Origin of the sequence: Georgenia sp. M64 (assembly GCF_038049925.1) — a bacterium.
Taxonomy (GTDB): domain Bacteria; phylum Actinomycetota; class Actinomycetes; order Actinomycetales; family Actinomycetaceae; genus Georgenia.
Genome location: NZ_CP145809.1, coordinates 1,389,513 through 1,413,203, shown reverse-complemented (window position 1 = coordinate 1,413,203; position 23,691 = coordinate 1,389,513). Strand labels below are relative to the sequence as shown.

The 23,691-nt window shown below is 74.8% G+C and carries 22 protein-coding genes; 7 read left to right on the top strand and 15 right to left on the bottom strand.

Annotated elements, in window-relative coordinates; all coding sequences use genetic code 11:
* Positions 1-87: 87 nt before the first annotated feature.
* Positions 88-2,010, top strand: a complete 1,923-nt coding sequence (locus tag AAEM63_RS06375; RefSeq protein WP_341360780.1) for an LTA synthase family protein — start codon at positions 88-90, stop codon at positions 2,008-2,010.
* 39 nt (positions 2,011-2,049) lie between these two features.
* On the opposite strand, the gene AAEM63_RS06370 is transcribed toward AAEM63_RS06375, so the two are convergent.
* The 6 genes from AAEM63_RS06370 to AAEM63_RS06345 form a co-directional block, all read right to left on the bottom strand.
* The gene (locus tag AAEM63_RS06370) at positions 2,050-2,421 is read right to left on the bottom strand and encodes a GntR family transcriptional regulator (protein WP_341360779.1); all 372 of its coding nucleotides are present in this window, start codon (positions 2,419-2,421) and stop codon (positions 2,050-2,052) included.
* Positions 2,418-3,296, bottom strand: coding sequence for a hypothetical protein (locus tag AAEM63_RS06365; RefSeq protein WP_341360778.1), 879 nt, complete (start codon positions 3,294-3,296; stop codon positions 2,418-2,420). Before AAEM63_RS06365 ends, AAEM63_RS06370 begins: the two co-directional genes overlap by 4 nt.
* Positions 3,297-3,392: 96 nt before the next feature.
* Entirely contained in the window at positions 3,393-5,039 is a 1,647-nt protein-coding gene (locus tag AAEM63_RS06360) for a DNA polymerase Y family protein (protein WP_341360777.1), read from the bottom strand.
* Position 5,040: 1 nt separating this feature from the next.
* Positions 5,041-5,673, bottom strand: a complete 633-nt coding sequence (locus AAEM63_RS06355) for a hypothetical protein (RefSeq protein WP_341360776.1) — start codon at positions 5,671-5,673, stop codon at positions 5,041-5,043.
* A gap of 750 nt (positions 5,674-6,423) precedes the next feature.
* Positions 6,424-6,609 carry a hypothetical protein gene (locus tag AAEM63_RS06350; protein WP_341360775.1) on the bottom strand — a complete coding sequence of 62 codons (186 nt, stop codon included), beginning with the start codon at positions 6,607-6,609 and terminating at the stop codon, positions 6,424-6,426.
* Positions 6,606-8,450 (bottom strand): DUF4041 domain-containing protein, encoded by a 1,845-nt coding sequence (locus tag AAEM63_RS06345; protein ID WP_341360774.1) that lies wholly within the window; start codon positions 8,448-8,450, stop codon positions 6,606-6,608. Before AAEM63_RS06345 ends, AAEM63_RS06350 begins: the two co-directional genes overlap by 4 nt.
* A 179-nt stretch (positions 8,451-8,629) precedes the next feature.
* Between AAEM63_RS06345 and AAEM63_RS06340 the strand changes: the two genes are divergently transcribed.
* The 4 genes from AAEM63_RS06340 (at position 8,630) to AAEM63_RS06325 (ending at position 11,559) form a co-directional block, all read left to right on the top strand.
* Positions 8,630-9,157 (top strand): YbhB/YbcL family Raf kinase inhibitor-like protein, encoded by a 528-nt coding sequence (locus tag AAEM63_RS06340; protein ID WP_341360773.1) that lies wholly within the window; start codon positions 8,630-8,632, stop codon positions 9,155-9,157.
* Positions 9,158-9,303: 146 nt separating this feature from the next.
* Positions 9,304-9,840, top strand: a complete 537-nt coding sequence (locus AAEM63_RS06335; RefSeq protein WP_341361324.1) for a YbaK/EbsC family protein — start codon at positions 9,304-9,306, stop codon at positions 9,838-9,840.
* On the top strand, positions 9,840-10,976 hold the full coding sequence (locus AAEM63_RS06330; protein WP_341360772.1) for an AAA family ATPase: 1,137 nt from the start codon (positions 9,840-9,842) through the stop codon (positions 10,974-10,976). The genes AAEM63_RS06335 and AAEM63_RS06330 overlap by 1 nt, the downstream gene beginning before the upstream one ends.
* A gap of 109 nt (positions 10,977-11,085) precedes the next feature.
* The gene (locus tag AAEM63_RS06325; RefSeq protein ID WP_341360771.1) at positions 11,086-11,559 is read left to right on the top strand and encodes a tRNA (cytidine(34)-2'-O)-methyltransferase; all 474 of its coding nucleotides are present in this window, start codon (positions 11,086-11,088) and stop codon (positions 11,557-11,559) included.
* Between the two features lie 72 nt (positions 11,560-11,631).
* Here AAEM63_RS06325 and AAEM63_RS06320 read toward each other — a convergent pair whose 3' ends face one another.
* Positions 11,632-11,907 carry a DUF2277 domain-containing protein gene (locus AAEM63_RS06320; protein ID WP_341360770.1) on the bottom strand — a complete coding sequence of 92 codons (276 nt, stop codon included), beginning with the start codon at positions 11,905-11,907 and terminating at the stop codon, positions 11,632-11,634.
* Positions 11,908-12,015: 108 nt separating this feature from the next.
* Positions 12,016-12,969 (bottom strand): prolyl aminopeptidase, encoded by a 954-nt coding sequence (pip, locus tag AAEM63_RS06315; RefSeq protein WP_341360769.1) that lies wholly within the window; start codon positions 12,967-12,969, stop codon positions 12,016-12,018.
* 77 nt (positions 12,970-13,046) lie between these two features.
* Here pip and AAEM63_RS06310 point away from each other — a divergent pair, with 77 nt between their 5' ends.
* Positions 13,047-13,448, top strand: coding sequence for a nitroreductase family deazaflavin-dependent oxidoreductase (locus tag AAEM63_RS06310; protein WP_341360768.1), 402 nt, complete (start codon positions 13,047-13,049; stop codon positions 13,446-13,448).
* 283 nt (positions 13,449-13,731) lie between these two features.
* Here the strand turns inward: AAEM63_RS06310 and AAEM63_RS06305 are convergent, their stop codons facing one another.
* The 6 genes from AAEM63_RS06305 to AAEM63_RS06280 form a co-directional block, all read right to left on the bottom strand.
* The gene (locus tag AAEM63_RS06305) at positions 13,732-14,661 is read right to left on the bottom strand and encodes an RNA methyltransferase (RefSeq protein WP_341360767.1); all 930 of its coding nucleotides are present in this window, start codon (positions 14,659-14,661) and stop codon (positions 13,732-13,734) included.
* 7 nt (positions 14,662-14,668) lie between these two features.
* Positions 14,669-16,588, bottom strand: a complete 1,920-nt coding sequence (locus AAEM63_RS06300; protein WP_341361323.1) for an ABC transporter ATP-binding protein — start codon at positions 16,586-16,588, stop codon at positions 14,669-14,671.
* A gap of 14 nt (positions 16,589-16,602) precedes the next feature.
* Positions 16,603-18,351 carry an ABC transporter ATP-binding protein gene (locus tag AAEM63_RS06295; protein WP_341360766.1) on the bottom strand — a complete coding sequence of 583 codons (1,749 nt, stop codon included), beginning with the start codon at positions 18,349-18,351 and terminating at the stop codon, positions 16,603-16,605.
* Positions 18,352-18,645: 294 nt separating this feature from the next.
* The gene (locus tag AAEM63_RS06290; RefSeq protein WP_341360765.1) at positions 18,646-20,004 is read right to left on the bottom strand and encodes an SPFH domain-containing protein; all 1,359 of its coding nucleotides are present in this window, start codon (positions 20,002-20,004) and stop codon (positions 18,646-18,648) included.
* Positions 20,005-20,035: 31 nt separating this feature from the next.
* Positions 20,036-20,482 carry an NfeD family protein gene (locus AAEM63_RS06285; RefSeq protein WP_341360764.1) on the bottom strand — a complete coding sequence of 149 codons (447 nt, stop codon included), beginning with the start codon at positions 20,480-20,482 and terminating at the stop codon, positions 20,036-20,038.
* 65 nt (positions 20,483-20,547) lie between these two features.
* The gene (locus tag AAEM63_RS06280) at positions 20,548-21,390 is read right to left on the bottom strand and encodes an ABC transporter ATP-binding protein (RefSeq protein WP_341360763.1); all 843 of its coding nucleotides are present in this window, start codon (positions 21,388-21,390) and stop codon (positions 20,548-20,550) included.
* Between the two features lie 92 nt (positions 21,391-21,482).
* Between AAEM63_RS06280 and AAEM63_RS06275 the strand changes: the two genes are divergently transcribed.
* Complete coding sequence (locus AAEM63_RS06275; protein WP_341360762.1) at positions 21,483-22,283, top strand: hypothetical protein; 801 nt, start codon at positions 21,483-21,485, stop codon at positions 22,281-22,283.
* A 95-nt stretch (positions 22,284-22,378) separates the two neighbouring features.
* Here the strand turns inward: AAEM63_RS06275 and glgA are convergent, their stop codons facing one another.
* Positions 22,379-23,605, bottom strand: coding sequence for a glycogen synthase (glgA, locus tag AAEM63_RS06270; RefSeq protein ID WP_341360761.1), 1,227 nt, complete (start codon positions 23,603-23,605; stop codon positions 22,379-22,381).
* Between the last annotated feature and the right edge of the window lie 86 nt (positions 23,606-23,691).

The window sequence follows — 23,691 nt, the reverse complement described above, 5'->3', positions numbered from 1 at the left end:
CAGCCACCATCTGTTCCCCCGTCGCTCCTCCCACCGCCCCACCCGGGACCGGTCCGCGGGGCAGCCCGGCACCACGAAACGGCAGGCATGTTCCTCAAGACCGAGCGGGCCGCGCGACGGCCCGGCCGCCGATCGACGGCCCGACGCCTGGGCCTGGCGGCGCTCCAGCTCGCCCTGACGATCGTCGTCGCCGTCGTCATCACGATCGGCCTCGAGACCGTCCACGCCCTCAACGACCCGTGGGTGCCGACGGCCGAGCGACTCACCGGCCTGCCGACCAACCTCGTCCTGCTCGGGACCTTCCTGGTCTGGTCCTTCGTCGTCCTGCTCTTCTCCCTCACCGGCCGGCTCTGGGCGGCGGCGGGCATCGCGCTGGCGATGGCGACCGTCATCGCCTTCGCCGACTACCAGAAGATGCTCCAGCGCACCGAGCCGGTCTACCCCTCCGACACCATCTACCTCCTCCAGCCGGGGTTCCTCGTCGAGACGGTCGGTCCGACGGTCGCGGCGGCGCTCGCGCTCGCCGCGGTCGCCCTGCCGGTCCTCGCCTGGGCGCTCGTGCGCCTGGTGCGGCGCCGTCGCCCCCGCCCCGAGCCCCTCCTCGCCCGGCGACCGGCGTACGCGCTGCGCGCCGTGGCCGGCGTCCTCTCGACGCTCGTGCTCGTCTCCGCGGCCGGGTTCAACCAGCCCGGCAACCCGGTCCGGGAGATCTACGAGGACGCCGGGACCACGTGGGCGCCGTGGAACCAGACCGAGAACTACGCCCGCAACGGCTTCGTCACCGGCACCCTCTACAACGTCCCCGCGCCGGCCATGGAGCGCCCCGAGGGCTACGACGCCGCCCGGATGACCGAGATCGCCGAGAAGTACCGGGCGATCGCCGCCCGGACCAACACCACCCGCGACCCGGCAGCCCTGGCCGAGACCAACGTCGTCATCGTCCTCGCCGAGACCTTCACCGACCCCCTCAACCTCGACGGGGTCGAGGTCGGGCTGGACCCCCTGCCCTACACCCGCTCGCTCATGGCGTCGACGACGTCGGGGACGATGCTCAGCTCCGGCTTCGGCGGTGGGACGGCGAACGTGGAGTTCGAGGTCCTCACCGGCATGGCGCTGCACAACTTCCAGGCGCAGGTGCACACGCCGTTCCAGGCGCTCGTGCCCCACCGGTCGGAGTTCCCCTCGTTCCTGTGGAGCCTCGGCGCGCCGGACCGGGCCACCCTCGCGATCCACCCCTACCTGGCGAGCTTCTACCGGCGCGACGACGCCTACCCGGTCCTGGGCTTCGAGCGGGCGGAGTTCCGCGACGACATGACCCACACCGACACCATCGACCGCGACCCGCACGTCTCGGACGCGGCGACGTTCACCGAGCTCCTCGACGAGCTCCGCGCGTCGGAGGAGCCGCTCCTGGCCAACGTCGTGACGATGCAGAACCACGGGCCGCTGTCGGGGAAGTACGACGACCCGGTCGACGTCGTCGGCCCCATCGACGACGCCCGGACCGAGCGGCTGGGGAACTACGTGCGGGGCCTGGCCCACTCCGACGACGCGCTGGCCGGCCTCGTCGCCGACCTCGAGGCGCTGGACGAGCGCACGGTCGTGCTGCTCTACGGCGACCACCTGCCCTCGTCCTGGCCCGAGGCTGTCCTCGACCTCAACGACGAGCGGACCCGGTACGAGACACCGTGGTTCGTCTGGGCCAACTTCCCCACCGAGAAGGTCGAGACCCCGCCGGTGCTCGGGCCGAACTTCCTCGTCAACCAGATGCTCGCCACCGTCGGCGCCCCGGTGACGCCGTACAACGCCCTCCTCGACGAGCTCTCGCGGGAGGTCCCGGCGATGGAGCGGACGATGATGCTCGACCCGCAGGGCGAGGAGATCACCGAGGCGGACCTCTCCGCGCGCGGCCAGGAGCTCCTCGAGGACTACCGCCTCGTGCAGTACGACATGGTCGTCGGCGAGGGCCACGTGGCCCGGGAGATGCTCGAGGTGCCCGCGGGCGGCTGACGCCACTCCGGCGTGCCGACGGACGGTGAGTCGCTCGGCCTACTGCGCCCCGGAGATCAGCGCCCCGCGGACGAGCCCGAGCAGCTCCTCGTCGGACAGGCCCAGGGCCCGGGCGCGGACCACCACGCGTCGGATGTCGTCGTGGAGGCCGTCGTCGCCACGCCCCGCCCCCTCGGCCACGACCGTGCCGGTGCGGCGACGGGAGTGCACCGCCCCGACGGCCTCGAGCTCGCGGTAGGCCCGCGTCACCGTCCCGACGGCGACGCCGAGGTCGGCCGCGAGGTCGCGCACGGTCGGCAGCCGGGTCCCCGGTGCGAGGGCGCCGGCGGCGATGAGGGAGGCGAGCTGGGCGCGGATCTGCTCGTACGGGGGGACGCCGCCGCCGAGGTCGACCCGGACGCGCACGCTCACGGTCGCACCGGGCGGACGGTCCCCACCACGGCGACGACAGCGACGACGGCGGCGACGACCACGGCGGCCCAGGCGGCGACGGGCAGGTCGACGCGTGCGGCCGCCCCGCCGGCGACGAGCAGGAGCCCGACGATGGTGACGGCGAGGGCGAGCTGGACCCCCTGAGCCACGCGCGTGGCGGACAGGGCCCGCACGCGCAGGTCCTCCTCGGGGGCGACCTCGGCGACGGCCGGCCGGCGCGTGATGAGGTGGCGCACCCACAGGTGGAGCAGGACGAGGGCGACCATGCCCACGAGCACCGGCACGCCGTACGGCCAGCCGGGGAACGGGCCGGCGGCGGTGCTGGAGATGAGCTGCCCGGCCGCGTCGTGGGTCGAGGTGCCCACCGACCGACCGTCGGGCTGCGCCGTCAGGCCGGCGACGACGACCACCACCGTCCCGAGCACCAGCCAGGCCGGGACGAGGCGTGCGGCGAAGGGCCGCACGGGCGCCAGCGGCGGGCGCCGGACGAGGAAGGCCTCGCGCCGGTCGCCCTGCGGCCGGGGCCAGGTCAGCTCACCCAGGGCGAGGGTGAGGACGAAGACCGCGCCGGCCAGGACCGGGCCCAGCGCGGCGAGCAGCCCCGGGGTGGCGGTGGCCGAGACGAGAGTGGTCGGCAGGACGGTCGCGGCCACGAGCGCGGCCACGACGCCCACGGCAGCGGCGACGAGGGAGAGCGTGTCGACGCGGCGCACCGCCCGACGCCACGCGGGCACGGGCGGTGCGGTGGTGGCTCCCCGTCCGGCGACGACGGCCACGGCCATGGCGAGGGCCGCGAGGGCCGCCACGAGCAGGGCGGCGAGTACGAGGACGACGAGGAGCACGACGACGGACACGGGGCCTCCCAAAGCCAATGAGTCAATGTGCTGACACATTGGCATAAGACGGTACATCCCGTCAACGGGCTCGGTGCGCGGTCACGGTGCTCGCCCTCAGTCGTAGACCCCCTCGACCCGCCACCGTTCGTCCTCGACGGCGAGCAGAAGGGCGGGCGAGTCGTCGGTGACGACCTGGAGGTAGACCCGCGGCCGGCCACCGGCCCACCACCGCTCGCGCACCGGCCACGGACCCGCCCAGGCCCGGACCCGGTACCGACCCGGGTCCACGGCGGGCGGCGGTCGTCCGGCGGGCGGCGGCGGGACGACGACCCGCGCGGGCGGGCCGCTGACGCTCCCCCGCTCGTCGACGGCGACGTCGGCGCCGGCGTCGTCGAGCAGGCGCACCTCGACCGGCTCCCCCGGCACGGTGGCGGGCCAGGGCTCGGGCACCTGACCCGGCCACGGGGCGTCGGTGCGACGCAGCGGGGCGGGGTCGTCCCCCCAGGCCACCAGCCGGGCGGCCGAGCGGGGGTCGCGCCCGCCCTGGAGGACGGGGACGAGGACCCCCTCGGCGCCGAGCAGGCCCTGGACGCGCAGGGCGGCCCGGGCGGCCTGGACCTGCCCGCGCGAGGAGCGCCCCCACAGCCCGTCCTGCACGGCACCGGCCGGGCTGACCTCCTGGGCGGTGAGGTCCAGGTGGGTCAGGGGCGCGGACGGCGGCCGGCCCGAGCGACCCGCGAGCCAGCCCTCCAGCTGCCAGCGGACCCGGTCGGTCAGCTCGGCAGCGGTGGGCGACCCGTCGATGCTCCAGGTGCGCACGAGCTCGGCACCGTCCTCGGTGCGTGCCCGGACCTCCAGCCGCGCACAGACCACCCCGCGGCGCAGGAGCCGCTCGGCGAGCTGCTCGGCGAGCGACCGGGCGGCGAACGCGGCGACGTCGGAGCGGGCGGCCGGCGGGTCGAGCTCGGTGGCGGCGACGACGTCGTCCTCCACCCGCCGGGAGACCGGCGGACGAGCGTCCTCGCCCCGGGCGAGGCGGTGGGCAGCCAGTCCCCGGGTGCCGAAGCGGGCGGCGACGTCACCGGCCCCCAGGGACGCGAAGGCGCCCAGGGTGCGCAGCCCGAGCCGGCGCAGGAGGTCGACGAGCTCGTCGGTCTCGGCCACGGCCTGGCGGGTGCCGGCGGCGTGGACGAGGACCCCGACGTCCTGACCGGAGAGGAAGGCGGCGGTCGTCTCCCGGCCGGCGGGAACCAGGACGCCGGCGCGGGCGGCGAGGGTGGCGGCCAGCAGCCCGTCGCCGATGCCGACCTGGCACTCGGCCCCGGTCTCGGCGGCCACCGTGCCCACGAGGAGCTCGGCGAGGGCGTCCTCGGAGCCGACGTGACGCACGGGTCCGCGGGCGAGGAAGACGACCATCCCCGGCCGGGCGACCTCGACGTCGGCGACGACGGTCTCCACCGCCTGGACGAGGGGCTCGAAGGCGCGGGCGTCGCGGACGGGGTCGGCGGGCAGCAGCTCGAGCTCGGGGCACAGCTGCTGGGCGCTGCGGCGTCGCATGCCCGCCCGCACCCCGGCCCGGCGGGCGGACGCGGAGGCGACGAGGACGCCGCGCCCGTCGTGGACGGCGACGGGCACCTGAGGGTCGACCAGCCCCTCGGCGACCGCGGCGGCCACGGGCCAGTCCGGCACCCACAGCACCACCCGGCGCGCCGCGGTGGTGGCGGGGCGCGCGGCGGTGGCGGGGCGCGCGGTGGTGGGCACCTCACACCGCCCGCAGGAGCGGCACGTCGAGCGGCCCGCCGGCGCCCACCGACCCGGCGCCGACCGGCCTCGCGGGACCCAGCGGCTCGCCCGCGGGTGGCCGGACCCCCTCGGGGCCGACCCGCACCCGGACCTCCCCCGGGCGGGCGGCTCCTGCACGCCCGGCGGCGCGCACGGTGAGCTCCTGCTCCACCAGGCGACCCCACCCCTGACCCAGGCCCTGCCAGGCCGGCCGGGTCGCCTGCAGGACGACGTGGGCGCCGGGCCACGGGTGGGTGCTGAGCAGCACCGCGCCGCGGGTCCGGATCCTGGCGGCGACGAGCCTGCGGTCCCGGTCGGTCAGGGCCGGGCTGCGCCCGACGACGAGGACGTCGAAGCCGTCCACCAGCGCACCGACCACCGAGACGGCGTCAGGACCGGGAGCCGGGACCGCCGCGACGCGGTCGAGGTCGAGCCCCGCCCCGGCCGCGGCCCGCCACCCCACGTGGGGCAGGGCCGCGAGCGCGCACCACGCCCCCTCCCGGCTCGCGGCGGCCGCGAGAGCGAGGACGAGAGAGGTGGAGCCGGCCACCTGGACGACGCTGCCGCGGGAGAGGACACCGCCGGGGAAGAGGGGGGCGAGGGCGCCGGGCACGGGGAACGTTCCCCCGACGTGCCCCACGGCCCGGTCGGAGGTGTCCGGCAGGACAGGTGCGGGTCCGGACGACGAGACCCCGACCCCACGTCCTGACGGGGCACCGTCTGCCCGTCCCGCCGCTGCACCGGCGGCCGGCTGCGGCGAGACACCAACCGACCCGTCGAGGGACGAGGCAGCTGCCGGACCCGTCAGAGCATCAGGGGATGCGGCCGATGCGGCTGACACGGCTCCCAACCGGGTACGCAGACCAGCAGCTGCCTCCGCACGGCCAAGGGCCTCCCGCGCCCGGGCCAGACGGGCAGCGGGGTCGTCGTCGAGGTCCGGGGCACCGGCACGGCCGGGGAGGGTGGCGAGCGTCGTCGTCGCCATGGCCATCCCCTCCCCATCCGGCAAATCGAACGTGCGTTCGATACGTCAAGTCTTGGTCGGGGAGGGCTGGTTGTCAACCGGCTCGGCATGTCTCCCCGCGGCGCTCGCACCCGCGCCGGAAGTCTTCACGCCACCACCGACATCGATGGTCGCGAGCCCTCCCAACCGGACGAGGTTGCGCAGATGGTCGCGATCCACGACCAGATGAGCGACTCGGTGCGTCCACCCGTGGCACCGTCGGTTCACCACCGGACGAGGTTGCTCAGATGGTCGCGGTCCACAACCAGACGAGCAGACTCGTCGTGGTCCTGGTGCACATCAGACAGACACAAGCCAGGCTGATCCGGCCCGGCGGGACCAGCAGATCGCCCAGCCGGATCAGCCCAGGAGGAAGAAGACCAGGACCGCGAGCGCGAGGAGCGCCGAGGCCACCAGCCACGGGAGCACGCGCGACCGGGAGGAGTCCAGCTCCACACGGTCCGCCGTCGCCGGGGGCGGGAGTGACGAGCCGCCCTCGGGCACGTCCACCCGGTCGCGGGGCGAGGGCGGCGGAAGGTCGGTCACGACAGCTCACCCACGCCGCGGGGGTACGGGCCGGGCACGCCCTCGGCCGACCAGGCGCGCGCCGCCCCCTCGTTGTACGGCTGGTACTGCCGGACCGCGTCCGGCTGCTGCGCCGGGACCGGCTCCGGGTGCCGGCGGTGCTCGGCGGCCAGCTCGACCTCCTGCACGCGCAGCGCGTGGTACTGGTCCGTGATCGCCACCCCGAACGGCTCGCCGTGCTTGGCGACGGCGTCCCGCGCCCGCAGCAGTCGGGTCAGGGCCCCGTCGATCGACCCGACCGTCGCCGTGCGCAGGGCGTTCTCCGCCTCGGCGTTGTACGCCCGCAGGCCGAGCTGGGTGATCTCCTCGACGATCTGGCGGCCCTTGCTCGCGGAGTGCCCGACCTTGAACGAGCTCGTCGCGGTGATGGCGCCGCCGTCGCGCAGCATCTCGACGATGGCCTTGCGCAGCGTCGCCAGGCGGGCGGTGAGGCGGGCCGAGTCCTCGGCCGGGTGGTGGTAGTCGTACAGGCCGGTCTCCTGAAGCCGGACCCGCTCGCCGAGGTCCACCAGCGCCTCGCGGGACGTCGCGATCTGCTCCTCGAGTCCGGCGAGCTCGGCGCGGCGCGCCTCAACCTCGGCGCCCAGCCGCTCGCTCCGGTCGGCCAGCTGGGCCAGCTCCGCCTCGCGTGCCCCGACGAGCCGCCGGCTCTCCTCCTCCAGGCGGGCGATCTCGTCCTCACGGTCGTGGACCAGCCGGGCAGCCTCCTCGGCCGAGCGAGTCAGCTCGGCCAGCTCGGCCTGCCGCTGCGTCAGCTCGTGGGCTGCTGCGGCCTCCTGCTCCTGAACCCGGGCCACCCGTGCGGCGAGCTCCTCGCCGACGGCAGCCTCCCGGGCGACGAGCTCGGCCCGGCGTGCGTCGAGGTCGGCACGTCCGGCCGCGATCTCCTCCGCGGCGGCGCTCTCGCGCCCGGCGAGCTCGGACTCCCGCGCGGCGACGGCTGCCGCGGCGGCCGCCTCCCGGTCGGCGAGCTCGGTCAGGTGCGCACGTGCCTCCTCCTCGAGGCCGGTACGTCGGCGCCGCTCCTCCGCGTCCAGCGCTCCGCGACGGCGCTCCTCCTCCTCGTCGAGCGCCGAGAGCCGGGTCCGCTCCTCCTCGGCCAGCGCGGCGCGCCCGCTCTGGATCTGCCGGTCGAGCTCGGCCCGGCCCGTCTCGATCTCTCGAGCCAGCTCGGCCCGGCTGCGCTGCTCCTCCTGTGCCAGGGCCGCCCGCCGCGTGTCGAGCTCGTGGGCGAGCTCGGCCCGGGAGAGGTCGGCCGCGCGTGCGGCCTCGGCCTCGATCGCGGCCATCTCGGCGCGGCCGGCCTCGAGCTCGGCGCGCTGGCGCTCGAGCTCGGCGCGCCCGGCCGCGATCTCCTCCTGCTGCGCCGCGAGCCGTGCCTGCCGAGTCTTCAGCTCACCCTTGCTCGCCGCGAGCTGGTCCCGGCCCTGGTCGAGCCCGGTCCGGACCGCCGACAGCTCCTCCTCGGCCTCGGCGAGCTCGGCGCGAACCCGTTCGGCCTCGGCCCGCGCCTCGGACCGGATCCTGTCCGCATCAGCCCGGGCCTCCTCGCGCAGCCGCTCGGCCTCGGCCCGCGCATCCTCGCGCAGCCGCTCGGGGTCCGGATCGGCGTGGACGACGGTGGCAGGGGCCTCGGCGGCAGATGCGGCGGCACGACCTGCGCGGAGGGAGCGGCGCGCGGCGCGGGTCGCGGGCAGGCGCTCGTCGGTCCACGAGTACCCGTCCCACCGTCGCAGGAACGCGGCGTCCTCGGGGTCGGGGTACCAGCCGGCCGGAGCGGCTCCGTGGTCGACGTCAGCCACCGTTGTCCTCCCAGGTCCCAGGGTGTCGGGCACACGCTACTGCCTGGACACGCCCGCCGTCCGGCGCCTGCCGCACCGATCGTGCCCTCTTCGCGCGGTCGTCGCGCGGTCGTCGCGCGGTCCGGCCCGTGCAGGCCGTAGGTTGTGACCGACGCCGTCGCCGACTCCCGGAGGATGAAGTGGACCTCGACCGCCCCCTCGCCCAGGACCCCTACGACAAGCTTCCTGCGGTGCCGTCCTTCACGGTCACCTCCACCGACCTCGTGCACGGCGAGCCGATGGCGGACCTCCACGCCGCGGGCGGCGGCAACGTCTCCCCGCAGCTGGCGTGGTCCGGCTTCCCGGCGGAGACCCGCGGCTTCGTCGTCACCTGCTTCGACCCCGACGCCCCCACACCGTCGGGCTACTGGCACTGGACCGTGCTCGACCTCGACACCGACACCACCGAGCTCGAGCAGGGTGCCGGCGAGTCCGACCTCATGCTGCCCGGGGCCGCCTTCCACCTGCGTAACGACGACGGCGACCACACGTACACGGGCGCCGCGCCGCCCGCCGGGGACCGCGAGCACCGCTACTACTTCGTCGTCCACGCCCTCGACACCGAGACGATGGAGCTGGAGGAGGACGACTCGCCGGCGAAGGTCGCGGTCCGAACCGTCTTCCACACCCTCGCCCGGGGCATCCTCGTGGCGACCTACCAGCGGTGAGCACGGACGTCCCGCCGCCTGGCGACAGCACGGCGGCCCGGACCTCGCCGGAGACCTCCCTCGCCGCGGGCGAGGCGCTCTCGCCCGGGCACGCACCCGAGCCCACGGCTGTCCTCGGCGAGGAGTCGGTCGCCTTCGGCACCCTCCTGTGGGTGCCGGCCCTCGACAGGCCGGACCTCCTCGCCGAGCCGGTCCGCGCGGCGCTGGCCGCCCGCGCGGCGATCGAGCCGGACGCCGTCGCCGAGGTCCGCGTCGCGGAGATCGACCCCGACCTCGCCGACACCCTGGCGATGACCGAGGCGTACCGCCTCCCGCTGGGCGCCTCGGCCAACTGCGTCCTCGTCGCGGGCCGACGCGACGGCGAGGAGCGGGTCGCAGCGTGCGTCGTGCGGGCGAGCACGCGCGCCGACGTCAACTCCACCGTCCGCCGCATGCTCGACGTGCGCAAGGCCTCGTTCTGGCCGACCGAGCGCGCCGTCGAGGCCTCGGGGATGGAGTACGGGGCGATCACCCCGATCGGGGTGCCGCCGTCGTGGCGGCTACTGGTGGACGCGCGGGTCGCCGTCGGCCCGGCGATCGTGGGCTCGGGCGTCCGCGGCTCGAAGCTCCTCCTGCCCGGTGAGGTCCTCGTGGGCTTCCCCGGCGTCGAGGTGGTCGAGGGCCTCGGGGTCCCCACGACCTGATGCTCACCACCGTCGCGGTGCGCGGGTACCGGTCGCTGCGCGACGTGGTGCTGCCGCTGGGTCCGCTCACCGTGGTCACCGGCGCCAACGGCTCGGGCAAGTCCAACCTCTACCGCGCGCTGCACCTCCTGGCGGCCACCGCGCGGGAGGGTGCCCCGGCGGCCCTGGCTCGCGAGGGTGGTCTCGCCTCCGCGCTGTGGGCGGGTCCGGAGCAGGGCGGGGGCACCGAGGGGACCGTCCGGCGCGGGCCGGTGCGGGTGGCGCTCGGCGTAGCCGGGGACGACACCGGCTACGCCGTCGAGCTCGGCCTGCCGCAGGCCGACCAGCGCAGCGCGTTCGCCCGCGACCCGGAGGTCAAGGAGGAGACGGTGTGGGGCGGCGCGATCGCCCGGCCCGCCACGGTGCTCACCGAGCGTCGCGGGCCGCTGGTGCGCACCCGGGACGAGACCGGCTGGGCCACGCTCACGACCACCGCGCGACCGCACGAGTCGATGCTCGACGTCGTCGCGGACCCCCGCCGCTCCCCCGAGCTGGTGACGCTGCGCGAGGAGCTGCGCTCCTGGCGCCTCTACGACCACCTGCGCACCGACGCCGGCGCCCCGGCCCGGATGCCGCAGCCGGGCTCACGGACCTCGGCGCTCGCCCCCGACGGCGCCGACCTCGCCGCGGCCCTGGCCACGATCGACGAGATGGGCGGGCGCCGGGACCTCACCGCAGCGCTCGACGACGCCTTCGGCTCCCGGCTCGAGATCGCCGTCCGGGAGGGCACCTTCGAGGTTCTCCTGCACCAACCGGGCCTCCTGCGACCGCTGCGGGCCGCGGAGCTCTCCGACGGCACGCTGCGCTTCCTCATGGTCACCGCGGCCCTGCTCACCCCACGCCCGCCCCAGCTCGTCGTCCTCAACGAGCCGGAGCAGTCGATGCACCCCTCGCTGCTGCCGGCGCTGGCTAGGACCATCGCCCGGGCGGCCCGGTCGACCCAGGTGGTGGTGGTCACCCACTCCGCCGACCTGGCCGGTGCGGTGGCGGAGGAGGGCGAGGAGCCGCTCACCGTGGAGCTGGCGAAGACGGCGGGCGAGACGGTCGTCGTCGGCCAGGACGGTCCGCTGGACCGGCCCGCCTGGCGCTGGCCCTGAGGGCGGCGCCGCGACGTGAGCGGTGGGGCGACGTGAGCCGTGCGTCAACCTGAGCGGTGCGTCAACCTGAGCGGTGCGTCGACCTGAGCGGTGCGGCCGCGGTGGGACGATGACGCGCGTGTTCCACGTCGTCTTCTACGAGCCCCGCATCCCGCCCAACACCGGCAACGCGATCCGGATGGTCGCCTGCACGGGCGCGACCCTCCACCTCGTCGAGCCGCTCGGCTTCGACCTCTCCGACGCCCAGCTCCGACGCGCGGGCCTGGACTACCACGACATGGCCCGCGTCGTCGTCCACCCGGGCCTCGACGCCGCGCTGGCTGCGGTCGCCCCGGGGCGGGTGCTCGCCTTCACGGGCTCAGCGACGCGCAGCTTCGCCGACGTCGCCTACGAGCCGGGCGACGCCCTCCTCTTCGGCCCCGAGCCGACCGGCCTGCCGCCGGAGGTGCTGGCCGACCCACGGGTGAGCGGCCGGCTGCGCATCCCGATGCTGCCGGGCGTGCGCTCCCTCAACCTGTCCAACTCCGCGGCCATCGCCGTCTACGAGGCGTGGCGCCAGCACGGGTATCCCGGCGGCGTCTGAGGTCCCGGGCGGACCGGCGGCCCGACCGACGTCGGCGAACAGCGGCGGTCAGATCCGGGGCAGCCCGTCCGCTCAGCCGACCTCGGCGAACCGGCGGCGGCTGCGCTCGCGCGCCTTCTCGGCCTCGACCTCGCGGTCCTTCGGCGGGGCGGTGGTGACGAGGTCGCCGAGGAGGTCACGCGTGGCGGCGACGACCCGCTCCACCGCCAGGTCGAACGCGGCCGCGTTGGCCTGCGAGGGCTTGTTCATGCCGGCGACCTTGCGCACGTACTGCAGGGCGGCGGCGCGGACCTCGTCCTCGGTGGCCGGCGGCGCGAAGTTGTGGAGGGTGTGGATGTTGCGGCACATGGGATCCAGCGTGCCACCGAGCGGAGCCGGGGAGAAGACCTGGCTAGCGGCTGACGAGGGGACGGCGCGCCGACGAGCGGGACGCGGCAGACGGCAGCACCGGCTCGCTCAACCCGCGGGCGGTCCCGCGAACCGGTCCGTCGCGGCGACGATCGCCTCCGCGGTCGTCCCGTGCCCGGCCCCCTCGACCAGCACGAGCTCGCTGCCGGGCCAGGCACGGTGCAGCGCCCAGGCGACGTCCGGCGGGCTGGAGATGTCCAGTCGGCCGGTCACGATCACCCCGGGGATCCCGGCAAGGCGCGTCATGCCGCGCACCAGCGCGCCGTCGTCGAGGAAGGCGGCGTGGGCGAAGTAGTGCGTCACGAGCCGGGCGAACCCGAGCCGGAACCGCGGGTCGGCAAAGCGCGGGTTGGGCCGGTGGGCCGGGTGGGTCGCGGGGTGGGTCTCCTCCCAGTCGCACCACTGCCGGGCGGCGCGCTCGCGCACGGCCGGGTCGGGGTCGTGCAGGAGCTTGCCGTAGGCGGCCGCGAGGCCAGAGCCGTCGGGCGCCACGCCGGGCACGGCACCGTCGCGGAAGGTCTGCCACTCCTCGGGGAAGATCCGGCCCATGTCGCGGGTGAGCCACTCGACCTCACGGTGGGTGGTCGTCACCGGGGAGACGAGGACGAGGGCGTCGACCCGGTCCGGGTGGTCCTGCGCGTACGCGAGCGCCAGCGTGGTCCCCCACGAGACACCGGTGACCACCCACGTACCGATGCCCAGGTGCTCGCGGAGCCGCTCGAGGTCGGCGACGAGGTGGGCGGTGGTGTTGGTGGAGAGGTCCGCGACGTCGTCGCCCGCGCTGGGGGTGGAGCGGCCCGCGCCGCGCTGGTCGAGCAGGACGATCCGGTACCCCTGCGGGTCGAACCAGCTCCGCAGGCCCGGCGTACAGCCGGACCCGGGGCCGCCGTGGAGCATGACGACGGGCCGGCCGGCGGGGTTGCCGCACGTCTCCCAGAAGATCTCGTGGCCGTCGCCGACGGCGAGCATGCCGGCGTCATCGGGCTCGGTCGCGGGGTACATGCCGTCATCCTGCCCGGGCGGGAGCGCCGGTCGCTACGGTGGACGTGCCGGCGGTGCGCCGGCAGGAGGGAGGCCCGGTGAGCCCGCTCCCGCGCGCCCTCGCCCGCGCCAACCGGCACCTGCTCAACAAGGTGATGGCCCGCCTGGCGCCGCACCTGCCGGGCTTCGCCCTCCTCACCCACGTGGGCCGGACCTCGGGGCGCGCGTACACGATCCCGGTGAACGTCTTCCGCGACGACGACGGCGCCTACCGCTTCGCCCTCACCTACGGCCGGGACGCCCAGTGGGTGCGCAACGTCCTCGCCGCCGGCGGGTGCACGGTCAGCGTTCGGGGACGGCGGGCCACCCTCGTGCGCCCCCGGCTCGAGCACGACCCGGACCGGGCGTGGGCCCCACCACTCGTGCGGGTGGTCCTCGGGGTCGTCGACGTGCCCGACTGCCTGGTGCTGGAGGAGAAGCTGGTCCTCCAGGAGCGCTGAGACCGGGAGGGGTGCTGCGGACGCCGCACGCCGCACATCAAGGCGCACGCCGTGGGCGGAACGTCCGCTGCCGGCCGCGAAGCCGCGCCGCCGGGGTGAGTCGGCCGCTGGTGGCCACAGGACAGTCGGCCGGTGCGCACGCCGTCGTCGAGTTGGGGGTTGTTGCAGTGCGGATGGCGTCGCGACGACAACAACATCCGACTCGACGCATGCAGCCGCTGACACGCCGGGACGGTGGACACCGGCACACATCTGTGGGCGTAGGCTCTCGGCGCGGTCTTCCTCAGCCGCGGGTGGCCCAGAACGCCACGGCCGAGGCTGCGGCGACGTTGAGCGAGTCCACCCCGCCCGCCATGGGGATCCGCACGACGACGTCGGCGGCCGCGACGGTCCCGCGGGCGAGCCCGTCGCCCTCGGTGCCGAGCACGAGGGCCACCTTCGAGCCCGCTGCGGTCACCGCCGGCGAGGCGGCGAAGTCGTCCAGGCTCACCGCGTCCTCGGACAGCGCCAGCGCGGCGACGGTGAACCCGGCCCCCTGGAGGTCCGCGACCCCGCCCGGCCACGAGTCCAGCCTCGTCCACGGCACCTGGAAGACGGTGCCCATGGAGACCCGGACGGACCGGCGGTAGAGCGGGTCGGCGCAGCGGGGGGTGACGAGGACGGCGTCGACGCCCAGTGCGGCGGCCGAGCGGAACATGGCGCCGACGTTGGTGTGGTCGACGATGTCCTCCAGGACCGCCACCCGCCGGGCACCGGCACCACCGCGCGCCCCGGCGAGGACCTCGGCGACCGGCGCGAGCGGCGGCCGGTGCATCGCGGCGAGCGCCCCGCGGTGGAGGTGGAAGCCGGTGATGGCGCGGAGCACCGGCTCCTCCGCGACGAACACCGGCGCGACGTCGGAGCCGTCGTCGGTGGTGCCGTCGGAAGCGTCGCCGGTGGTGCCGTCGGCGTCGTCGGGACCCGCTGGCGCGTAGGCGTCGTCGGTCCCGGTGGCAGCCGCGACGACCGGCGCCATGGACTCCAGCCACTTCTCCGCCATGAGGAAGGAGCGCGGACGGTGCCCTGCCTCGACGGCCCGGCGGATGACGTTGGAGCTCTCGGCGATGTAGAGCCCCTTGGCGGGCTCGTGCTTGGAGCGCAGGGCGACGTCGGTCAGGCCGGTGTAGTCACCCAGGCGCGGGTCGGCCGGGTCGGTGATGCGGATGAGGGGCACGGGCCGGCTACTCCTCGACCACGGCGGCAGCGAACTGCGAGGAGTACAGGTCGGCGTACGCCCCGCCGGCGGCGAGGAGCTCGTCGTGGGTGCCCTGCTCGACGATCGAGCCGTGCTCCATGACGAGGATCCGGTCGGCGTCGCGGATGGTGGAGAGCCGGTGGGCGATGACGAAGCTCGTGCGGCCCTTGCGCAGCTCCCCCATGGCGTGCTGGACGAGCACCTCGGTGCGGGTGTCGACCGAGGAGGTCGCCTCGTCGAGGATGAGGATCTGCGGGTCGGAGAGGAACGCCCGGGCGATGGTGATGAGCTGCTTCTCACCGGCGGAGATCGCACCGCCCTCGTCGTCGACGACGGTGTCGTAGCCCTCGGCGAGGGAGTGGACGAACCGCTCGACGCCGGTGGCCCGCGCCGCGTCGCGGACCTCCTCGTCGCTGGCGCCGGAGCGCCCGTAGGCGATGTTCTCGGCGATGGTGCCCTTGAACAGCCAGGTGTCCTGGAGCACCATGCCCACCTGCTTGCGCACGTCGTGCCGGCTCATCTGCCGGGTGTCGACGCCGTCGAGGAGGATGCGGCCGGCGTCGATGTCGTAGAAGCGCATGATGAGGTTGACCAGGGTGGTCTTGCCGGCCCCGGTGGGCCCGACGATCGCGACGGTCTGGCCCGGCTCGACGACGAGGTCCAGGTGCTCGATGAGCGGGGTGTCGGCCTCGTAGCGGAAGCTGACGTCGTCGAAGAGGACCCGGCCGCGCACCTGCTCGGACGTGCGCGGGGCGGCCGGGTCGGCGCTCTCCTCGGGGGCGTCGAGCAGCTCGAAGATCCGCTCGGCGGAGGCTACCCCGGACTGCACGAGGTTGGCCATCGAGGCCAGCTGGGCGAGCGGCTGGGTGAACTGGCGGGAGTACTGGATGAACGCCTGGACCTCCCCCAGGGTGATCGCCCCGGACGCCACGCGCAGGCCGCCGACGACCGCGACGAGGACGTAGTTGAGGTTCGACACGAACCCCATCGCCGGCATGATCGTCCCGGAGATGAACTGCGCGCGGAAGCTGGCGCGGTAGAGCCGGTCGTTCTCGGCGTCGAACGTCCGCGCGAACGAGTCGCCGGCGTTGAACGCCGTGACGACCTCGTGCCCGGTGAAGGCCTGCTCGACCTGCCCGCCGAGGTCGCCGGTGGACTTCCACTGGGCGACGAAGTGCGGCTGGGCGCGCCTGGCGATGAGCATCGTCATGACCGCCGAGACGGGCACGGTCACCAGCGCGATGAGCGCGAGCTGCCAGGACAGGACGAACATCATCACGAGCACGCCGACGACCGTCAGCAGCGACGTCACGAGCTGGGAGAGCGTCTGCTGGAGGGACTGGGTGACGTTGTCGATGTCGTTGGTCACGCGCGAGAGGACGTCGCCGCGGGGCCGGCTGTCGAGGTGGCCGAGGGAGAGCCGGTCGATCTTGGCCTGGACGTCCGCACGCAGGCGGAACCCGGTGCGCTGGACGACGTGGGCGAGGATGAGGCCCTGCGCCCACAGGAACACCGCCGAGAGGACGTAGACACCCAGGACGACGACGATCTGACGGCCCAGGGCGTCGAAGTCGATGCCCTGGCCGGGCACCACCCCGGTGCCCGAGACGAGGTCCGCCATGCGGTCCTCGCCCGCCGCGCGCAGCGCCTCGACGGCCTCGGCCTTTGTGCTGCCCGCGGGCAGCATCCGGCCCACGACGCCGTCGAAGACGATGTTCGTGGCGTCACCGAGGAGCTTGGGGCCCATCACGGCCAGCGCCACGGAGACGGCGCCGAGGACGACGACGGCGCCGAGCCACACCCGCTCGGGGCGCAGCGCGGCGAGCAGCCGGCGCAGCGACCCGCGGAAGTCCGCGACCTTGGCCGGCGGGGCGGCACCCAGGCCGCCGTGCGGTCCGCCACCCATCGGGCCCCGGCCGCTCACGCCGCCTCCTCCGCGGTGATCTGGGACAGGACGATCTCCCGGTAGGTCTCGTTGCCAGCCATGAGCTCGGCGTGGGTGCCCAGGCCGACCACGCGGCCGGCGTCGAGGACGACGATCTGGGCGGCGTCGCGGATCGTGGCCACCCGCTGCCCGACGACCAGGACGGTCGCGCCGGCCGTCGCCGCTGGCAGGGCTGCCCGCAGGCGGGCGTCGGTGGCGTAGTCGAGGGCGGAGAAGGAGTCGTCGAAGAGGTAGACGTCCGCGGGACGCAGCAGGGCGCGCGCGATCGCCAGGCGCTGGCGCTGCCCGCCGGAGAAGTTCGTCCCGCCCTGCTCCACGGGCGCGGCCAGCCCCTCGGGCAGGGCCTCGACGAAGTCGCGCGCCTGGGCGGCCCCGAGGGCGGCCCAGATCTGCTCCTCGCTCGCGCCGGGGCTGCCGTGGCGCAGGGTCGAGGCGATGGTCCCGGAGAAGAGGTAGGCCCGCTGCGGCACGAGCGCGATCCGGTCCCGCAGCTCGCCGGGGTCGAGCTCGCGCACGTCGGTCCCGCCCACGCGCACGGCGCCGCCGGTGACGTCCAGCAGGCGTGGGACAAGGTTGAGCAGGGTGGTCTTGCCCGCACCGGTGGAGCCGATGACCGCCGTCGTGCGGCCCGGCTCGAGCCGGAGGTCGATGCCGGTGAGGACCGGCTCGTTGGCGCCGGGGTAGCCGAAGGTGGCGCCCTCGAGCTCGACGACCAGCCCGCGCCGGGCTCCCTCGCGGGCGGGCAGCCGGCGCGGCTCGGGCGGGGCGGTGATCTCGGGGTCGGTGGAGAGCACCTCGTCGATGCGCTCGGCGCTGACCTCCGCGCGCGGCACCATCATGAACATCATGACCGCCATGAGGACGGACATGAGGATCTGCATGAGGTAGTTGAGGAACGCCACCAGCGAGCCGACCTGCATCTCGCCGGTGTCGATCCGCCCCGCGCCGAACCAGATGACGGCGACGGAGGAGACGTTGATGATGAGCATGACCGCGGGGAAGAGCCGCGCCATGAGCCGGCCGACGCCGAGAGCGGTCTCCATGAGGGCGGTGTTCGCCTCGGCGAACCGGACCCGCTCGGTGCCCTGACGGTTGAACGACCGGATGACGCGCACGCCCGAGATCTGCTCGCGCATGACGAGGTTGATGCGGTCGAGCCGCTCCTGCATCTGCCGGAAAAGGGGCCGCATCCGCACGAGCATGAAGCCCATGACGCCCAGCAGCAGGGGGACCACGACGACGAGCAGGCCGGACAGGGCCACGTCCTGACGCAGGGCCATGACGACGCCGCCGACCATCATGATCGGCGCCATGACCATGATGGTGAAGGTCAGGACGGTGACCATCTGGACCTGCTGGACGTCGTTGGTCGTGCGGGTGATGAGGGACGGCGCGCCGAAGCGGCCCATCTCCGCGACGCTGAAACGCTGGACCCGGCCGAAGACGGCGGCGCGCAGGTCGCGGCCCGCAGCCATCGCGGTGCGCGCGCCGAGGTAGACCGCGCCGATCGCGCAGGACACCTGCACGGCTGTGATGGCCAGCATGAGGGCGCCGGTGCGCCAGATGTAGCCGGTGTCCCCGGTGAGGACGCCGTTGTCGATGATGTCGGCGTTGAGGCTCGGCAGGGACAGCGCGGCGAGGGTCTGGATCACCTGGAGCACGACGACGATCGCGACGTCCCGCCCGTACGGGCGCAGGAAACGGCGCAGGACACGCAGGAGCATCGGACCTCTCAGTGACGGGTGACGGGGCCCGACCGGGCCGGCAGTGGGACGGCCTCCCCGTCCGGACCGGACTCACACTACGCCGGGAGGGTGACGACGAGCCGTCCTTTTTCACCGGCGGCCACGGTGGGGCCCGGCTCCGCGCACGCCTGCCGGGGCTGCCAGGGCTGCCGGGGCTGCCGGCGGATGCGGGGCTGCCCGCGGGCGCTCGCGCGGTACGGGACACGGTGCCCGCCGTGTGCCGGACGAGCGCGGCCCTGACCCGCCTGCACGAGGAGGTCAGGACCGCGGCGACTAGCGCTGACCCGGACCCTCGCCCTCCGGCTCGGGCGGGGCGAAGCGCGAGGTGTCCTCCTGGGGGCTCCCCTCCTGCGGACCCGCCCCGCCGGGGCTGGTACGCGTGCGCTCGGTGAGCTCCTCGGCCTGACGCTGCGCCTGCAGCCGGGCACGCTCGCTGCCGGCCTCGAGGGCGTCCTCTCGAGCCTGGGCGGCGGCGCGGCGCTCGGACCGCGTCTGCTCGCTCTCGGCCGGGGCCTGGCCGCGCTCGGCCGAGCGGGAGAAGGGCGAGCCGGACCGCTCGCCGGCGGTGGTGGCCTCCGACGTCGCACGGGCGGCCTCGCCCCGGGCCTGCGCGAGCGCCTCGTCGGGGTCCTGCAGGGTCGTCTCGCCGAGCTCCTTGGCCATCCCCGACCCGTAGGTGCCGAAGTCGACGGTGGGGTGGTCGCCGTCGTCGAGGTCGCCGTCGTCCCCGTCGGGCCCGCCGGTACCGACGCCGCCGAACCCCTTGGTGATGCCGTTGAGGGCGGCCGTGAGCTCGGTGGGGATCACCCACAGCTTGGACGCGGAGCCGTTGGCGATCTCGGGGAGCATCTGGAGGTACTGGTAGGCGAGGAGCTTGCTGTCGGGCTTGCCGCGGTGGATGGCGTCGAACACCTGCAGGATCGCGCGGGACTCGCCCTGGGCCCGCAGGATCGCCGACTGCGCCTGCCCCTCGGCCCGCAGGATCGCCGACTGCTTCTCACCCTCGGCGGTGAGGATCTGCGACTGCTTGACGCCCTCGGCGGTGAGGATCGCGGCGCGGCGGTCACGCTCGGCGCGCATCTGCTGCTCCATCGCGCCCTGGATGCTCTGCGGCGGGTCGATCGACTTCAGCTCGACGCGGTTGACGCGGATGCCCCACCGGCCGGTGGCCTCGTCCAGCACCCCGCGCAGCTGACCGTTGATCTGGTCGCGGCTGGTGAGGGTCTGCTCGAGGTCCATCGAGCCGATGACGTTGCGCAGCGTGGTCACCGTCAGCTGCTCGATACCGGTGATGAAGTTGGCGATCTCGTAGGTCGCGGACTTGGGGTCGGTGACCTGGAAGTACAGCACCGTGTCGATGCTCACCACGAGGTTGTCGGAGGTGATGACCGGCTGCGGCGGGAAGGACACGACCTGCTCGCGCAGGTCCACGCTGGCGCGGACCCGGTCGACGAACGGGATGAGGAAGTGCAGGCCGGCGTACATGGTCGTCTGGTACTTGCCCAGACGTTCGACGATGAGCGCCACCGCCTGCGGCACGATCCGAACGGCGCGGCTGATCGCCACGACGACGAACAGCGCCACCAGCAGGAGGACGACGAGGGCGACGGTGCCGCCGAGGGACTCGAGCACGATTCTCCTTCGATGGCCGGCCGGTGTCGGCTCAGCCGTAGGGGGTGGTGGGCACGGGCTCGACGACGGCGATCGCCCCGTCGATCCGCACGACCCGCACCGTGGTGCCGGCGGGCAGGACGGTGCCGTGGCCCGCGGCGCGCGCGGTCCAGACCTCGCCGAGCAGCTTCACCCGGCCCGCCCGGTCGGTGACGTCGATGAGGACGGTGGCCTCGCGCCCGACGTGGGCCGCCACGTTGGTCAGCGAGTCGGGGGTGGAACGGTCCAGCGCCCTCTTCGCCCAGGGCCGCACGCCGAACAGCAGGACGATCGAGACGACGGAGAACACGAGGATCTGCGCCCACACCGGCGCACCCAGCACCGCCATGAGCATCGCGGCGAGAGCCCCGCCGGCGAACATGAGGAAGATGAGGTCGACCGTGAGCATCTCGACCACACCGAGGACGAGGGCGCCGCCGAGCCACCAGAGCCAGGCCATGGTCACACTCCCCTCGATGTCCTCACGATCCTAGCGATCGGCCCGCGCCGATCTGCCGGATTCGCCTACCCGAGCGCGTCGCGGTCCCCCGGTGCGCTGTGGGCGCCGTGGTCGTCGGCGTGCCCGCGCGAGGCGCGGGCGCTGTAGCGGTCACGGTGCCGCTCGACCTCGAGCTCGAGACCGAACGCCCGGGAGAGGTGCTGGGGGGTGAGCACCTCCTCGAGCGGCCCGGCGGCCTCGACCGTGCCCTCGCGCAGGAGCAGGGCGTGGGTGAAGCCCGGCGGGATCTCCTCGACGTGGTGGGTGACGAGGACGAGCACCGGCGAGCGCCGGTCCCCGGCGAGCTCGGCGAGGGCACCCATGAGCTCCTCGCGACCGCCGAGGTCGAGGCCGGCGGCGGGCTCGTCGAGGAGGAGGACCTCGGGGTCCGGCATGAGTGCCCGGGCGATCTGGACGCGCTTGCGCTCCCCGGAGCTGAGGGTGCCGTAGGTCCGCTCGGCCAGGTGGCCGACGCCGAAGGCGTCCAGGAGAGCCGCGGCACGGACGGTGTCGACGTCCTCGTACTGCTCGCGCCAGCGCCCGGTCATGCCGTAGGAGGCGGTGAGGACGACGTCGAGCACCCGCTCCCCCGCGGGCAGGCGCTGGTCCAGGGCCGCGGAGGCGAGGCCGACGAGCGGGCGGAGCTCGGCGACGTCCACCTGGCCCAGACGCTCACCGATGATGTCCACCGTGCCCGAGGTCGGGTGCAGGCGGCCCGCGACCAGCTGGATGACCGTCGTCTTGCCGGCACCGTTGGGGCCGAGGACCACCCAGCGCTCGCCCTCGTCGACGGACCAGCTCACGCGGTCGAGGATCAGCTTCGCCCCACGCCGGACGGAGACGTCGTTCAGCTCCAGCACATCACCCATGGCACCGACCCTAACGGGACCGCACCGGTGGCCCCCGCGCGGGCGCGCCGGGCCGGTGGGACGCCTCCGTGCCGGGCTCGTATCGTTGCTCCATGCCCGGCCCCGCGATCCTCACGCTGCCCGTATCGGTGACGCTCGCGATCTGGCTTCCCCACGTCGACGGCGTCCCCTCCGCCCGGCGCGCGGCGCGAGCGGTCACGGGCACCGACGAGCCGCACCGGGTCCTCGAGCACGGCGGCGGCGAGCAGCCCGCCAGGTCGCTGGCCGAGCTGATCCCGCGGCTCGGGCCCGTCGTCGAGACCGCCGCGATCCTGCCCCGTCCGGGCGACCCCATGGGGGCGCCCGCGGTGCGCTCGGCCGAGCTCGTCGACGCCGGGGAGGGCGTGCTGCTGCGCCGCACCCGGGCCGGGCGGGAGACCTGCGCGGTGCTGGTGCCCGAGCGGGAGCGGTTCGGCAGCGTCTTCGAGGAGGGCGAGATGGTCACCTGGTCGGTGCACCACGACGTCACCGAGCACGTCCCGGCGCCGAGCCTGTTCCTCGCCGGCGTCGACTCCCTCTCCCAGGCGCGCCGGGACATCCAGCTCGCCCTCACCGAGGCCGTCGAGACGCTCGAGGATCTCGACGTCGCCCGCGAGCGCCCGGACCTGGCCGACCGGCTCCTCGACATCTCGGTCGCCGGCCTCGCCGAGCCGCTGCCGCCGATCGAGCCCCGTCGTCTGGACGTGCTCGAGCGGGCGGCGCGGCTGCTCGCCATCGTCGAGCTCGCCACCTCCGACGACGGCGGGGCCCGGACCGCCGCCCAGGTGCAGGAGCGTGCGGCGGCGCTGCGCGCCGTCGACCGGGCGGCCCGGCACGCGCTCAGCGCGGCCTCCGCCACCCGGGCCCCGCACTGAGCGACCGGCGCCGAGCCAGCCGCACCGAGCGACCCGCACCGAGCGACCGCACCGAGCGAGCCGCCACACCGAGCGACCCGCAACGGTGACGGCCGTCAGAGCACGCTGCGGTAGACCTCCAGGGTGCGCTCGGCGATCGCCTCCCAGGCGAAGTGCTCCTCCACCCGGCGGCGGGCGGCGACGCCCATCTCGGCCGCGCGGGCCGGGTCGGAGACCATCGCCGTCAGGGCCTCGGCGAGGTCGTGCTCGAAGGCCCGCGGGTCCACCGGGGTGCCGGTGCCGTCCTGCACCTGCTCGATGGGGACGAGGGTGCCGGTGACGCCGTCGTCGATGACCTCCGGGATCCCGCCGGTCGCCGAGCCGACGACGGGCAGGCCCACGGCCATGGCCTCGAGGTTGACGATGCCGAGCGGCTCGTAGACCGAGGGGCACACGAACGCCGTGCCCGCGGCGAGCACCGCGACGAGCTCCTCGCGCGGCAGCATCTCCTCGATCCACACCACGCCGTCACGGCGGTCCTGCAGACCCTCGACGAGGGAGGTGACCTCTGCGGCGATCTCGGGGGTGTCCGGGGCGCCGGCGCACAGCACGAGCTGGACCTCGGGGGGCAGCTGCTCGACGGCGCGCAGGAGGTGCGGCAGGCCCTTCTGCCGGGTGATGCGGCCGACGAAGACCACGGTGGGCCGCGCGGGGTCGATGGCCAGGCGCGCGAGCGTGGCCCGGGCGGCCTCCTCCTGCGCCGCGCCGGTGGGCCGGCGCCAGCCGTCGAGGTCGATGCCGTTGTGGACGACGTGCACCTTGCCGGGGTCGACCTGCGGGTAGGAGCGCAGGATGTCCTCGCGCATGCCGCCGGAGACGGCGATGACCGCCGCGGCGCTCTCGTAGGCCGTGCGCTCGGCCCAGCTCGAGAGGGCGTACCCGCCGCCGAGCTGCTCCGCCTTCCAGGGCCGGAGCGGCTCGAGGGAGTGCGCGGAGAGCACGTGGGGCACGCCGTTGAGCAGCCCGCCGAGCGTGCCGGCGAGGTTGGCGTACCAGGTGTGGCTGTGCACGAGGTCGGTCCCCGCGAGGTTCGCGGCCATCGTCAGGTCGACGCCGAACGTGCGCAGGGCGGCGTTGGCCGAGCCGAGCTCGGGCAGGTCGTCGTAGCCGGTCACGGGGACCTCGACGTCGTGGTCGGTGTCGCCCGCCGGGCGCGGACCGTCGAACGCGTGGACCCGCACGTCGATGCTGCGGCGCAGCACGCGTGCCAGCTCGGTGACGTGCACCCCGGCCCCGCCGTAGACGTGCGGCGGGTACTCACGGGTGAGGAGATCGACCCTCATCGTTGACGTCCTGTTCTTCCGGGCGGCGGGACGGCCCGGGCGGGCCGGTGACCGGCGGTCGTGGCAAGCATGCCCCCTGGGGCGGT

Bases quoted from the DNA above. Each gene is read 5' to 3' on its own strand.
- AAEM63_RS06325 (WP_341360771.1), top strand. From the start codon at position 11,086: ATGACGCGCGTGTTCCACGTCGTCTTCTACGAGCCCCGCATCCCGCCC.
- pip (WP_341360769.1), bottom strand. From the start codon at position 12,969: ATGTACCCCGCGACCGAGCCCGATGACGCCGGCATGCTCGCCGTCGGC.
- AAEM63_RS06320 (WP_341360770.1), bottom strand. From the start codon at position 11,907: ATGTGCCGCAACATCCACACCCTCCACAACTTCGCGCCGCCGGCCACC.
- AAEM63_RS06275 (WP_341360762.1), top strand. From the start codon at position 21,483: ATGCCCGGCCCCGCGATCCTCACGCTGCCCGTATCGGTGACGCTCGCG.
- glgA (WP_341360761.1), bottom strand. From the start codon at position 23,605: ATGAGGGTCGATCTCCTCACCCGTGAGTACCCGCCGCACGTCTACGGC.
- AAEM63_RS06375 (WP_341360780.1), top strand. From the start codon at position 88: ATGTTCCTCAAGACCGAGCGGGCCGCGCGACGGCCCGGCCGCCGATCG.
- AAEM63_RS06285 (WP_341360764.1), bottom strand. From the start codon at position 20,482: ATGGCCTGGCTCTGGTGGCTCGGCGGCGCCCTCGTCCTCGGTGTGGTC.
- AAEM63_RS06280 (WP_341360763.1), bottom strand. From the start codon at position 21,390: ATGGGTGATGTGCTGGAGCTGAACGACGTCTCCGTCCGGCGTGGGGCG.
- AAEM63_RS06300 (WP_341361323.1), bottom strand. From the start codon at position 16,588: ATGGGTGGCGGACCGCACGGCGGCCTGGGTGCCGCCCCGCCGGCCAAG.
- AAEM63_RS06295 (WP_341360766.1), bottom strand. From the start codon at position 18,351: ATGCTCCTGCGTGTCCTGCGCCGTTTCCTGCGCCCGTACGGGCGGGAC.
- AAEM63_RS06330 (WP_341360772.1), top strand. From the start codon at position 9,840: ATGCTCACCACCGTCGCGGTGCGCGGGTACCGGTCGCTGCGCGACGTG.